This window comes from Pandoraea sp. PE-S2T-3, from assembly GCF_002179965.1.
Classification (GTDB): domain Bacteria; phylum Pseudomonadota; class Gammaproteobacteria; order Burkholderiales; family Burkholderiaceae; genus Pandoraea.
Genome location: NZ_NGUQ01000037.1, coordinates 504,146 through 516,257 on the forward strand (window position 1 = coordinate 504,146; position 12,112 = coordinate 516,257).

Annotated in this window: 11 protein-coding genes; 4 read left to right on the forward strand and 7 right to left on the reverse strand. The window is 63.7% G+C overall.

All coding sequences use genetic code 11. The annotated features are described in order from the left end of the window. Window positions 1-5: 5 nt before the first annotated feature. The 3 genes from CDV46_RS24535 to CDV46_RS24545 are packed head-to-tail and all read right to left on the reverse strand — an operon-like array spanning window position 6 to window position 3,108. Window positions 6-1,130 carry an extracellular solute-binding protein gene (locus tag CDV46_RS24535; protein WP_087726078.1) on the reverse strand — a complete coding sequence of 375 codons (1,125 nt, stop codon included), beginning with the start codon at window positions 1,128-1,130 and terminating at the stop codon, window positions 6-8. 44 nt (window positions 1,131-1,174) lie between these two features. Continuing rightward, window positions 1,175-2,212 carry an ABC transporter ATP-binding protein gene (locus CDV46_RS24540; RefSeq protein WP_087725567.1) on the reverse strand — a complete coding sequence of 346 codons (1,038 nt, stop codon included), beginning with the start codon at window positions 2,210-2,212 and terminating at the stop codon, window positions 1,175-1,177. Continuing rightward, window positions 2,209-3,108, reverse strand: coding sequence for an ABC transporter permease (locus CDV46_RS24545; protein WP_087687679.1), 900 nt, complete (start codon window positions 3,106-3,108; stop codon window positions 2,209-2,211). The genes CDV46_RS24540 and CDV46_RS24545 overlap by 4 nt, the downstream gene beginning before the upstream one ends. A 252-nt stretch (window positions 3,109-3,360) precedes the next feature. On the opposite strand from CDV46_RS24545, the gene CDV46_RS24550 reads away from it, so the two are divergent. Both CDV46_RS24550 and CDV46_RS24555 read left to right on the forward strand, forming a co-directional pair. Beyond that, on the forward strand, window positions 3,361-4,272 hold the full coding sequence (locus CDV46_RS24550; protein WP_087687678.1) for a LysR substrate-binding domain-containing protein: 912 nt from the start codon (window positions 3,361-3,363) through the stop codon (window positions 4,270-4,272). A gap of 71 nt (window positions 4,273-4,343) precedes the next feature. After that, window positions 4,344-5,324: an alginate lyase family protein gene (locus CDV46_RS24555; protein ID WP_087726079.1), complete on the forward strand. Its 981-nt coding sequence runs from the start codon at window positions 4,344-4,346 to the stop codon at window positions 5,322-5,324. Between the two features lie 62 nt (window positions 5,325-5,386). Here the strand turns inward: CDV46_RS24555 and CDV46_RS24560 are convergent, their stop codons facing one another. Continuing rightward, window positions 5,387-6,274 (reverse strand): LysR family transcriptional regulator, encoded by an 888-nt coding sequence (locus CDV46_RS24560; protein ID WP_087687677.1) that lies wholly within the window; start codon window positions 6,272-6,274, stop codon window positions 5,387-5,389. 129 nt (window positions 6,275-6,403) lie between these two features. Between CDV46_RS24560 and CDV46_RS24565 the strand changes: the two genes are divergently transcribed. Continuing rightward, complete coding sequence (locus CDV46_RS24565; protein WP_087725569.1) at window positions 6,404-8,707, forward strand: aconitate hydratase; 2,304 nt, start codon at window positions 6,404-6,406, stop codon at window positions 8,705-8,707. A gap of 108 nt (window positions 8,708-8,815) precedes the next feature. On the opposite strand, the gene CDV46_RS24570 is transcribed toward CDV46_RS24565, so the two are convergent. Both CDV46_RS24570 and CDV46_RS24575 read right to left on the reverse strand, forming a co-directional pair. Beyond that, window positions 8,816-9,688, reverse strand: coding sequence for an SDR family oxidoreductase (locus tag CDV46_RS24570; protein WP_087725571.1), 873 nt, complete (start codon window positions 9,686-9,688; stop codon window positions 8,816-8,818). A 10-nt stretch (window positions 9,689-9,698) separates the two neighbouring features. Beyond that, window positions 9,699-10,367 (reverse strand): O-methyltransferase, encoded by a 669-nt coding sequence (locus tag CDV46_RS24575; RefSeq protein WP_087725573.1) that lies wholly within the window; start codon window positions 10,365-10,367, stop codon window positions 9,699-9,701. 80 nt (window positions 10,368-10,447) lie between these two features. Between CDV46_RS24575 and CDV46_RS24580 the strand changes: the two genes are divergently transcribed. Beyond that, the gene (locus CDV46_RS24580) at window positions 10,448-11,080 is read left to right on the forward strand and encodes a TetR family transcriptional regulator (protein ID WP_087687673.1); all 633 of its coding nucleotides are present in this window, start codon (window positions 10,448-10,450) and stop codon (window positions 11,078-11,080) included. An 18-nt stretch (window positions 11,081-11,098) separates the two neighbouring features. Here the strand turns inward: CDV46_RS24580 and CDV46_RS24585 are convergent, their stop codons facing one another. Further along, complete coding sequence (locus tag CDV46_RS24585) at window positions 11,099-12,112, reverse strand: ABC transporter substrate-binding protein (RefSeq protein ID WP_249277462.1); 1,014 nt, start codon at window positions 12,110-12,112, stop codon at window positions 11,099-11,101.

Consider the following 12,112-nt stretch of genomic DNA (forward strand, 5'->3'; position numbering starts at 1 on the left):
CGATCTCACTTGGCGAGTGCGGCCGCTGCCCACAGGCGATCGACTTCCGCCTTTTGGGCCGCTGCGCGCACGACGTCGAGCGGGTGCACTTGCGGCGCGTCCGGCATGCGCGCACGCATTTCCGGCGAGAGCGGCACGCCAGGCACTGCCGGACGCACATAGCCTTGTGCGAACAACGCCTGACCGACCGGGCTCATGATCAGGTTCAGCCACAGCTTGGCGGCGTCCGGATTCGGGCCGTTCTTCACGAGACTGATCGCGTACGGGGCCGAGACACTGGCTTCCTTCGGAATCACGACTTGCGCTGCGTCGCCCATGCCGTCGGTGTACTTCGCCTTCAGGCCGTCGTTCTCGTAACCGATCAGAATCGGGATCTCGCCCTTCACGAACTTGGCATAGGGCGTGGTGCCCTCCACACGCATCACATTGCCGGCCTCACGCAGCTTGCCGAAGAACTCGGCACCCGGCTTCGGGTTGTCCACGTTGCCACCGAACGCATACGCCGCGGCAAACACAGCCACCTGTCCCTGACCCGTCGAACGCGGGTCGAGATAGACCACCGCGTTCTTGTATTCCGGCTTGAGCAGGTCGGCCCACGACTGCGGCACATGCTTGACCAGCTTCGTGTTCACGAGAAACGCGATGTTCAGCGAGTGAATCGTGAACCAGCGGCCGTCGTTATCGCGAAACACCTTGGGCAGCGTGTCGAAATTGATCGGCTTGAACGGGGCCACCACGTCTTTCTGCACGGCATCGAGTGCGGAACCGGCGAAGTAGTAGGCCGTATCGGCCTGCGGACGGCGGCGTGCCTTGTCGAGCGAGACCACCGTGGCGGCCGAACCGATGTCGTTGTAGGTGATCTCCACCTTCGGATACCGCTTGCGGAACTCGGCGAACAGCGCCTTCCAGTTGGCCCACTCGGGGCCCGTGTCGAACGACACGACGAGGCCTTCGTCGGCGGCCTTGGCGTACAACTCCGTTTCACCGGGGTACAGCGGCGCATTGCTTTGCGTTTGCGCATGCACGGCAGCGGTCGTGCCGGCGAGCAGCGCGAACGAGACGGCCAGCGCGGAGAGTGCCGGCAGGACGGCACGAGACAGCAGGCGCGGCGAAGAGGTGAGGCGAATCATCGACATAGCTCCATCGGGGGCATGGGGTAAGGAAATCAGGGAAATCATTTCGACGCCGGGGGCAGCACCCGGAGCAGTGCCGGGTCAAGCGCCACCGCGTGCGTGGCTGGCCGACGGTGCTCGCCCAACAGCGGCGTGGTGGCGCCGTTTGGCAGAAAGTCATAGCGGCAGGTGGCACCGAAGAAGCGCACTGCACCTGCACGGCCAGCCAGCCGGTTGATCGCATGCAGCGGCGGATCGGCGTCGATGTGCTCCGGGCGAACCAGCAAATTGACAGCGTCACCGGTGCGCCACGCACCGGTATCGGCGAGCAGTTCCGCGAAACCGACGTCGACCGCACCCGGGCGCACCACGCGTGCGGGCAGTACCGTCGACAGGCCGGTGAAACTGGCGACCGTGGCACAGGCCGGGGCATCGTAAAGACGTTGCGGCGTATCGATCTGCAACAAGCGTCCGCCGTCGATGACCGCGACGCGATCAGCGAGGCTCAGCGCTTCATCGCGATCGTGCGTGACGATCAGCGTCGTGGCACCACTCGCCTGTTGCAGTGCGCGAATTTCATCGCGCAACTGCTGGCGAATGCCGGCATCGAGCGCGGCAAGCGGTTCGTCGAGCAGCAGCACACGAGGTGACACGGCTAACGCGCGCGCCAGCGCAACACGCTGTTGTTGTCCGCCCGACAGCGACGCCGGACGGCGCAAGGCACAATCCGCCAGTCCCACGCGATTGAGCATTTCCAGCGCGACGCGCTGACGCTCGGCGGCGATGATGCCGCGCATGCGCAGGCCGTACGCCACGTTATCGAGCACGCTGAGGTGCGGGAACAGCGCGTATTGCTGAAACACCATGCCGACCTGACGTTTCCAGACCGGCACGCCCGCAACGTCTTCGCCACCGATAGCGATGCGGCCGCGATAGCCGTCGAGCAGCCCCGCGACGAGCCGAAGCACCGTCGACTTGCCCGAGCCGCTGCGTCCCATGACGGCAAGCAGTTCGCCCTGACGCACTTGCAGGCTGACGTCGTCGAGCCCTTGCGGCGCACCGGCGTAACGGAAGCTGACGTTTTCGAGAGTAAGACTCATGAACTGACCTTCTGGCGGGACGCCGCAACGATCGATGCACCGGTCGCGATCAACGCGAGTACGAGCAGCACGACGGTCGCGGCGCAGGCAAAACCGGTGGCGCCGTAAAACGCCTGGAGCAGCACCACCGGGTAATTGCGATAGCGGAAACCCGCGATGAGATTGGAAATCTGGAACTCGCCGATCGACAGCGCCGCGACCATTACCAGCCCGGCGACGAGGCTATGCGTGAGGTTCGGAACGGCGACGGTCAGAAACTGCTTGAGCGGCGAGGCACCGAGCGTGGCCGCGCAGTCTTCGAGACGCGCGATGTCGAGATGGCGCAGATCGGCGAGGAGCGTTTGCGTGAGATACGGCAGCGTCAACACGGTGTGGGCCAGCACGAGTAACCAGAGCGAGCCGAGCCACGGCAGCGTATCGCCGCTGAACACTGCGATGTAGCCGAAGCCGAGCGTGAGGGCCGGCACGGCCACCGGCAGCAGTGTCACGAGGCGGGCAATCGCGCCCCGGCCGGTACGCGACCGATGATGCAGCGCATACGAGAGCGGCAGACCGACCAGTGCAGTCATCACGCAGCAACTCAGGGCGACGATGAGACTCGTGGAGAAGGCTCGCCGGAACGACGGGTCACCGGCCAGTTCGGCAAACCAGTGCAGCGTGAAGCCGGTCGGCAACACCGTGTTGGTCCATGCCTGACCAAACGCGCCCACGAGCAGCAGAAGCACTGGCAGGCACAGGTAGATGAGAAACAGGGCGGCAACGGCGCGCACGATCCACAGCAGTACGCTGGTGCGTGAGCGCTGCGGCGCACGTCCCGCCTGGCCGGCGTCGGCAGGGGCGGGGCTGTGCCGGGATGGCACAGATCGGGCGAGGCGCTCAATGTGGACGTCGGACATCGGGTGAACTTGATCGGCGGGTAACGACAAAAGGGTTGCTGCGACGCTGAAGCCTTTATTTCCCTTACAAAAAGGGCGGGCGATACGTTTTGCATTGGGCGCCAGTGTCGCGACGGGACGTGTCATCGTCATGAAGAAAACACACAAATCGGGCATCGTTCTGTGCGAAAACGGAACAGTTGACGGCCTCGCAGCCGCCGCTGTCATCTCTCTTTATCGCCCGCTGTTACCCGGCAAACCCACGCCAGCCCTATGCCTGCGCTACGTCATTGCTATCCCAATGTTGCGGAACTTCTCGCGTTCGCGAGTGCCGCGCGACACTTGAATTTTTCTCGTGCTGCCCGTGAGCTGGGTCTGACGCCGAGCGCCGTAAGCCGCCAGATCGCGGCGCTGGAGGCATTAGTGGCCACGCCGCTGTTCGTTCGGGAGGGCAGAAATCTGACACTCACCGATGCCGGGCGTCGCTATCATGAGCGCGTGGCCGAGCCGTTGCGCGAGATCGGCAATGCGTCGCTGGAATTGATGACCTCTCGCGGGGAAAGCGACCTGCTGACGATTGCAAGCGTGCCGACTTTTACGACGAAGTGGCTGATTCCGCGACTCCCGGATTTTCTGGAGAAAACGCCGGGGGTGACGCTGAGTTTCAGCCGTCATTTGTCGCATGGCGACGCTTTTCCCTTCTCGCTCGATGCCGCCATTCGTTACGGCGACGGCACGTGGGATGGGGTGGTGAGCGACTATCTCGACGGGCGTTGCTTCGTGCCGGTCTGTGCGCCGTCGTTTCTCGAGCGTTACCCGCTGGTGGATGTTGCGGACGTCGCGCGTGCGCCGCGTCTGGTGCACAGTCAGGCGGAAGATGTCTGGGGAACGTGGGCGCGTCGTCATGACGTAGGCGAACAGGCGCAGCGCACCGGGCCGCGCTTTGAGCAGTACTCGGTGCTGCTTCAGGCGGCCGAGGCGGGAATGGGCGTCGGCATGGTGCCCGCGTTTCTCGCGCGCGAGGCGCTGACGGCCGGGCGTCTGGTCGAGCCGGTGGACGCCGGGGTCGACGTGCCGCATCACGGTCACTACCTGTGTTACCCGCGAGAGCGGTTGCAGCAACGCACGGCCTTGCAGCACTTTCGCGAGTGGATGCTCGCGCAGGCAGGGCAGAGTCAACGGTAAAGGGACGCATGAAACATCAACGCATCAGTCAACGACGCCTGCTCACGGCGCTCATCGCAGGCGCATTCACCATGACAGTTCACCTCAGCGCTTTCGCCGCGCCGCACGAGTGTCCCGCGCCGCCGCCGGGCAATCCCGACATCCGGGCGCTTGGCTACTACACCGACAAGGCCAGTTCGCAAATCGACCCGCAGCTTCAGGCGCAGAACGAGGCGGCCGTGAAGCCATTGAACGACTTCACGGCCCATATCGCCAAAATGACCGACGCCTATGCCAACGCGGCAGGCAAGGGGGATGAGGCGGATGGGCGCTGCACGCTTTCGTGGCTGGAAGCATGGGCCAACAGCGGTGCGATGCTCGGCCAGATGATCCATGTGAATAACGACCAGTCCGACTACATGCGCCAATGGACGCATGGTGCTGCCGCCATCGCCTATCTGCGCACGCAGGCATTGGCCACGCCTCAGCAGCGGCAGGTGATCGAATCGTGGCTGCGCCAGTTGTCGAGCGCGAATCTCGCTTACTGGAACAACTCGAAGCACAAGCGCAACAATCACTACTACTGGACGGGCGTCGGCATCATGGCGACGGCGCTCGCCACGCACGACGATGCATTGCTGACGACGGCCCAAGGTATCTACCGCACCGGTATCGACGCTATTCAACCCGATGGCAGCCTGCCGATGGAGATGGCCCGCAAGCGTCGCGCGCTGCACTATCACGACTACGCCACGGCGCCGTTGGTGCTGATGGCGGAAATGGCCCGGCTTCATGGTGACGACTGGTATGCGTATCGGCAAGGCGCGATCGAATTGCTGGCGGCACGTGTGGCCGATGGTTATCGCGATCCGGTGTGGTTCAACGCGCAGTCGGGCGCCGTGCAGGAAACCGCCCAACCGCGTGGATCGAGCGGATGGGTGGAGTTTTACCGCCTTCGCTCGCCGCATCCCGAGCGCTACGATGCCATGCACGCTTTCGCGCCGTTCAAAGACCCGCGCATGGGCGGCAATCTGACGCTGATGGCGCAACACGGTATTGTGCCGACGCGCTGAGGCATACCAAAACGTCCCCGGGCGCAACGCTAGGGGACGCTTCAGCAGCACATCCTCCGCACCTAATGCGGCGCAGTGCTGGCGACGATCAAATCGTAAAGCGCCTGCGCCGCTGGCGATAGCTGCGCCCCCCGGCGTGTGACGAGCACGAGCGTGCGTGCAATCACTGGCTCGACCAGATCGACGACGCGTATGTGTGGATACGCCCCTTTCTGGATCGCCAGCCGCGGCACCACTGCCGCCGCTACACCTTCCGCCACCATCCCGACTGCTGTGGAACTGCGCTGCACTTCGAAGTGCGGTTGCAGATTCACGTCCGTCAACGCGCCATCGAGCAACGAACGATTTGCGCTTACTTGTCCGGCAAAGATCAACGGATACGGCGAGAGACTGCGCCAAGGCACGCGCCGGCGACGGGCGAGCGGATGTTTTTCGTGGCAGATCAGCACGAATTGATCTTCTGCGACCGGCAGACCTACCAGATCGCTGTGCCCCGGTCCCGCGATATGAATGCCGAATTCGACCTCTCGCCGCAGGATGGCGTCAGTCACTGCCACTGACGAGTGATCGAGCACGCGCACGCGGTTATGCGGAAATCGCTGCGCATACGTCTGCAAAATGCTCGGCAGAAACTGCACACCCGCCGTCGGCACGCATGCAATCGACACGTCGCCACGCGCGGCTTGTCCGCTTTCCTTGATTTCGGTGAGTGCGTCGGAAAGCTCATCGAGCAAGCGTCGCGCCTGCGGCAGAAAATCCCGCCCGATCTGTGTGAGCGACACCGACCGTGTGGTGCGCTCGAAGAGCATGACGCCCAGATAGTCCTCCAGCTTGCGCAGCCGCTGCGTGATGGCGGTTTGCGTCACCGAGAGCACGTCGGCTGCGCTCTGAAAGCCGCCGCGATCGGCAATCGCGACAAAGGCCTGCACGCCGAGGATGTCGATTTTCATAAGAAAAATTGAGTAATCGGACAGATAAATTCATTTTACGGGAATTGCCGAGGGTTTCAGAATCCGTCCTGCGATCGCACCCACCCACCCCACAAATGCAGTCAGAGAAGTTCAGAAAAGGAGTGATCGATGTCTCAATTCATTTCTGCGGAGACGCTCACGCGTCTCTATGCGGCCATGGACGACAAGCTTGCTATCGTCCGTCAGCGGCTTGGCCACCCGCTCACGCTGGCCGAGAAGGTGCTGTTCAGCCATCTGGCCGATCCCGACAGCCAGCCGCTCGTACCGGGCAAGAGCTATCTCGCGTTGATGGTCGACCGGGTCGTGTTTCAGGACGTGCTCGGGCAGACCGGCATGCTCCAGTTCATGCAGACAGGACGCGACCGTGTCGCCGTGCCGGCCAGCATTCATTGCGACCACCTGATTCAGGCGCGGGTCGAAGGCCGCGCTGATCTGCGGGCGTCTATCGATGAGAACCGAGAGGTCTATGCGTTTCTGCGCAGCGCTGCCGCCCGCTATGGGCTGGGCTTCTGGGAGCCCGGTGCGGGCATCATCCATCAAGTGGTGCTCGAAAACTACGCGTTTCCCGGCGCGCTCATCATCGGCACCGATTCGCACACGCCCAATGCCGGTGGCCTCGGTGCTTGCGCCGTGGGTGTCGGCGGTGCCGACGCCGTGGAGGCGCTGGCTGGCCTGCCGTGGGAAGTGCTCTATCCCAAGCGCATTGCGGTGTATCTCACGGGCGAGTTGAGCGGCTGGACCGCACCGAAGGATGTGATTCTGCGTGTGGCGGGGGAGCTGACCGTATCGGGCGGCACCAACGCCATCGTGGAGTACATCGGCCCGGGTGCCCGCACAATCAGCGCGACCGGCAAGGCGACCATCACCAACATGGGCGCTGAGCTGGGGGCGACGACATCGATGTTCCCGGTGGACGAACGCATGCTGACGTACCTGCGTGCGAGTGGCCGTGCCGATCTGGTGCCGGTGATCGAGGCAAATCTGTCGTTGCTGGCACCGGATGCTGCGGTCGAAGCCGATCCGGAGCGTTTCTACGACCGTGTCGTGCGCATCGATCTGTCCACACTGGAACCGCACGTCGTTGGCCCGCATTCGCCGGATCGTGCACGCACCGTGTCGCAACTCGCGGCGCAAATGAAGCAGGCGAAGCCGGGCGACGGACTGGCCGCGCACGATGTCGAAGCCGACGCCCTGTCGGCGGCGCTCATCGGCAGTTGCACAAACTCGTCGTATGAAGACATGAGCCGTGCCGCCGATGTGGCGAAGCAGGCGCACGCGCATGGCGTGAAGGCGGCCGTGCCGTTCATGGTCACACCGGGGTCGGAACAAGTCCGCGCGACGATTGCGCGCGACGGCCAACTCGATACACTCGCCGCGATGGGCGGGACGGTGCTCGCGAATGCTTGCGGCCCGTGCATCGGCCAGTGGCGGCGCGAGTCGGCGGCGGTGGCGGCACCGAACACCATTGTTACGTCGTATAACCGCAATTTCCCGCGCCGCAACGATGGCTCACCCAATACAGTGAACCTGATCGCCAGCCCGGAAATCGTCACCGCGTGGGCACTGGCGGGGCGTATTTCGTTCGATCCGCAACACGACACGCTGACCGGTGCCGACGGCAAGCCATTCCGTCTGACGCCGCCGGCCGTCGCCCCCGAAGTACCGTCGCAAGGTTTCACCCGCGGCGCGACGCATTACATTGCGCCGCCCGACGATGGCACGAGCGTCGAAGTGAGTGTCGATCCGAAGAGCGAACGCATTCAGGTGCTCAAGCCGTGGCCGGCTTGGAATGGCCACGACCCGAAGGGCATGCCCGTGCTGATCAAGACGCGCGGCAAGACCACGACAGACCATATTTCACCCGCCGGTCCGTGGTTGAAATTGCGCGGTCACCTTGAGCGCTTCAGCGACAACCTGCTGAACGGCGGAACGAACGCGTTCACCGGTGCCACCGGGCGCACGATCGATCTGCTGAGCGGCGCACAGGACGTCACACCCGCAGAAGCGGCGCGCGCGTATCGGGCGGCAGGTGTGCCGTGGGTCATCGTGGGGGACTTCAATTACGGGGAAGGCAGTAGCCGCGAGCATGCGGCACTCTCGCCAAGATTGCTGGGCGGCATGGCCGTCATCGCACGCAGTTTCGCGCGGATTCACGAGACGAACCTGAAGAAGCAGGGGCTGCTGGCGCTGACCTTTGCCGACCCTGACGACTATGAGCGCGTGCGTGCCGACGACCGGATCGACTTGCTCGGGTTGGCCGACCTCGCGCCCGGACGAAACGTCGAGTGCGTGCTGCATCACGCTGACGGCAGTCAGGAGACGGTGCAGTTGAAGCACAGCTACAGCGACGTGCAGCTTCAGTGGTTCAAGGCGGGTTCGGCGCTGAACGTCGTGCCGAAGGCAAGCAAGTAATACGGAAACGGCAGTCGTGGGTAGCGCGGGGCATACGGCATGAAGCAGGTGCTGCATGCCCCGCGCTTTTTCTATCGAAGCCGAGTTCTTGCGCCCGCACCCGCAACCTTACGCGCGGTAGTACTCCGGCTGCGCCAGATCATCCAGCAGGCCGGGGGCTGCCGGTTGCCACCGGAGTGCGGCGCGGGTGGCGTCGCTGGATGCCGCCATATCCGCACTTGCGAAGTCCGCGAACCAGCCGAAATGTTCGCGCTCGCACGAGGCGACGGGCAAACCGAGGCCACGTCCGATGGCTTCGGCGATGGTACGCAGGGTCACGCCTTCCTCCGCGACGGCGTGATACACCGATGCCGGTGCAGTTTGTTCAATCGCTAGCCGGAACACTTTCGCCGCGTCGAGGCGATGCACTGCCGCCCAACGGTTGCTGCCGTCGCCGGGATAGGCAGCCACGCCCGTCTCACGTGCCAACCGAATCAGGATCGGAATGAATCCGTGATCGCCGATGCCGTGCACCGTGGGCGCAAGACGCACGGTAACGGCGCGCACACCGCGCTCGGCCAATGCCCTCGCTGTAGTTTCAGACTTGCGCACGAAATCCGCGCTGGGGATGTCCGCCTCGCTGGCGAGTCGGCCGGGCGCAAGGCGTGCGAGCCCGGATGTGACAACTAGCGGACGTGCCGAACCGAGCAATGCCTCGCCCAAGGCTTCGATGGCGCGCTGGTCTTGCGCGGCGTTCTCCGCAAATTTCGAGAAGTCGTGATTGAACGCGGTGTGGATGACGGCGTCGGCGGCACTGGCTGCGGCGCGTAAAACATCCAGATCATCCAGCGATGCGCGCACCACTTGTGCGCCGGTTGCCGCCAGCGCGGCAGCCTTGTCGTCCGAGCGCGCCAGACCGGTCACATGATGACCCGCAGCGAGCAATTCCTTCACAACCGTCGCGCCGACCCAACCGGTGGCGCCTGTGACGAAAACGTTCATTTGATGACCCTCATGCGCCGAGGCGCTGTGATAACTCCACGTCGCCACCGAACGGCACGGAGAGATAGCCATGCTCCGGGGAGCGCACGCGCGCCAGATACTCAGGGCTGGAGTCCGCGTTATCCGCAACGATCAACGCGCCGGGGCGCAGTCGCGGCTCAAGCAGGCGAAGTATGTCGGGGTAGAGCGGTTTGGCCCCGTCGAGCAGCACCAGATCAATCTTGCCGGGCAGGTCGGCACTCAGCGTTTGCAGCGCATCGCCCGCGCGAATTTCCACCAGATCGTCGAGGCCACCCGCCACGAGATTGGCCTGCGCACGCGCAATTTTCGAGGGCTCGAACTCGCTGGTAATTAGCCGGCCGCCGCCGTTGTCGCGCAGCGCCGCAGCCAGATGCAGCGTCGAGATGCCGAACGATGTGCCGAATTCCACGATCGACGTGGCACGGCAACTCCGTGCAAGCATGTAGAGCATGCGCCCGGTCTCGCGCGACACCGGCAGCGGGAAATCCTTCATGCGCGAATACAACTCGAGATACTCGGTGCGGCTGCTCATCAAGCGGGAGATGCTGCCGTCGGGCCCATCGAGGGCGTCCCAGTCAATGGCCCGGGCGGTGGCGTCGGCTTCCGTAAAAAGCCGCTCCAGCAACGGTGCGAGCGGGCTTTCAGTCAGTGTCGTCATGGCAAACCTTCGTGTGAGAGACAGTGCGTCTATAATGCGACGAATTCGTCACATTTTCTATTCGCATTGCGATTCCGCTCATGACCGAACCCCGAAAAGCCCGTATTTCCTCGCGAAAACAGCCAAAACAGGCTCGCTCGTCGCAGCTGGTTTCTGCGATTCTCGAGGCGGCGATTCAGGTTTTGGCGAAGGAGGGTGCGCAGCGTTTCACGACCGCGCGGGTCGCCGAGAAAGCGGGGGTCAGCGTGGGGTCGCTGTATCAGTACTTCCCGAACAAGGCGGCGATTCTGTTTCGCCTGCAAAGCGACGAGTGGGAGCAGACGAGCGGCATGCTGCGTCGCATTCTCGAAGACCGGGCGGTGCCGCCGCTGGAGCGTCTGCATGTGATGGTGCATGCGTTCATTCGCTCCGAGTGCGACGAGGCGCAGGCCCGTGTCGCGCTCAACGACGCCGCGCCGCTCTATCGCGACGCACCGGAGGCGCATGCGGCTCGCGCGTCGGGCGAGCGCCTGATCCAGACATTCATGGCGGAAGTGCTGCCGAAAGCGTCAGATGAGACGCGGGCGTTAGCGGGAGATTTGATCGGCGACACGTTGTCCGCCGTGGGCAAGCAATTTTCCGAGACTCCGAGAACGCCGGCGGAGATCGACGTCTACGCCGGCGGGGTATCGCGCATGTTCTGCGCTTATCTCAAAGATCTTGGTTGCCGGTGAAAAGCATGCACGTGGGCTTCAACGCGCCGCCGTCTGACGCGAGGCTTGTCCCTGCGCTTGCAGCACCTGCGTGAACGACGTATCGACCACCTTGCTCACATCGAAGCGGTTAGGCAGCGCGCCGGTTTGCGTCAGGAAGTCGCTGGTGCCCTGATAGTCGGCCACGGCTTGCTTGTCGATCGCTTCCACGGTCATGCCCGCTTGTCCGATCCAGTGACGGGCGACATCGCGATCCAGCCCGGCTTTCTTCGCCCACTGATCGGCGTAAGCCTCCTTGTGTGTCTCAACCCACGCCCGTGCTTTTTGCAGACGCACCAGAAAGTCGGCGATGGCTGCGCGTTTCTCGGTCACTGACGGCGCATAGGCGGCCACGCTGCTCAGACCCGGCATCAGATTGCGCGCGGTGATGACGGCGCGCGCGCCGTTATGCACCACTTGCTGCGAGATGTACGGTTCCCAGACCGGGAAGGCGTCGATGGCGCCGTTCGGCAACGCCACGGCCGCATCCACCGGCATCAACTTCACGAACTGCACGTAATCCGTCGGCAGGCCTGCTTTTTCAAGCGCGCGCAGCGTCAGTTGCTGACTCCACGCACCGGGCCAATAGGCAACCTTCTTGCCTTTGAGATCCTGAATCGACTTGACCGGCGAATCCTTCGGCACGAGCAGCGCGATGGTATCCGGGTTCTGGCGCGAGACGGCAATCAACTTGACCGGTGCGCCCTTGGCGGCGAGAAACAGGAAACCGGAATCACCGAGAAATCCGAGATCCAGTGCGCCGGCGTTCAGCCCTTCAGCGACGGGTGCGGCCGACTGAAAGTGTTTCCATTCGACCTGATAGTTCGCGCCTTCCAACGCTCCGGAGGCCTCGATGGAAGCGCGCACGTTGTAGTAGTTCTGATCGCCAATTCGCAACGTGACCGGTGGCGCGGTCTGCGCGGTGGCGACAGACGTATGCATACCGGCGAGCGCGACTAACGAGAGTGCGGGGAGGGCAAAGCGGGCGCGGCGAATCCAACGCAACAGCATCAT

Excerpts from the sequence above, each read along its gene's own strand:
- CDV46_RS24540 (WP_087725567.1), bottom strand. The coding sequence starts at position 2,212 with ATGAGTCTTACTCTCGAAAACGTCAGCTTCCGTTACGCCGGTGCGCCG.
- CDV46_RS24545 (WP_087687679.1), bottom strand. The coding sequence starts at position 3,108 with ATGTCCGACGTCCACATTGAGCGCCTCGCCCGATCTGTGCCATCCCGG.
- CDV46_RS24585 (WP_249277462.1), bottom strand. The coding sequence starts at position 12,112 with ATGATGCTGTTGCGTTGGATTCGCCGCGCCCGCTTTGCCCTCCCCGCA.
- CDV46_RS24575 (WP_087725573.1), bottom strand. The coding sequence starts at position 10,367 with ATGACGACACTGACTGAAAGCCCGCTCGCACCGTTGCTGGAGCGGCTT.
- CDV46_RS24560 (WP_087687677.1), bottom strand. The coding sequence starts at position 6,274 with ATGAAAATCGACATCCTCGGCGTGCAGGCCTTTGTCGCGATTGCCGAT.
- CDV46_RS24555 (WP_087726079.1), top strand. The coding sequence starts at position 4,344 with ATGACAGTTCACCTCAGCGCTTTCGCCGCGCCGCACGAGTGTCCCGCG.
- CDV46_RS24535 (WP_087726078.1), bottom strand. The coding sequence starts at position 1,130 with ATGATTCGCCTCACCTCTTCGCCGCGCCTGCTGTCTCGTGCCGTCCTG.
- CDV46_RS24550 (WP_087687678.1), top strand. The coding sequence starts at position 3,361 with ATGCCTGCGCTACGTCATTGCTATCCCAATGTTGCGGAACTTCTCGCG.
- CDV46_RS24580 (WP_087687673.1), top strand. The coding sequence starts at position 10,448 with ATGACCGAACCCCGAAAAGCCCGTATTTCCTCGCGAAAACAGCCAAAA.
- CDV46_RS24570 (WP_087725571.1), bottom strand. The coding sequence starts at position 9,688 with ATGAACGTTTTCGTCACAGGCGCCACCGGTTGGGTCGGCGCGACGGTT.
- CDV46_RS24565 (WP_087725569.1), top strand. The coding sequence starts at position 6,404 with ATGTCTCAATTCATTTCTGCGGAGACGCTCACGCGTCTCTATGCGGCC.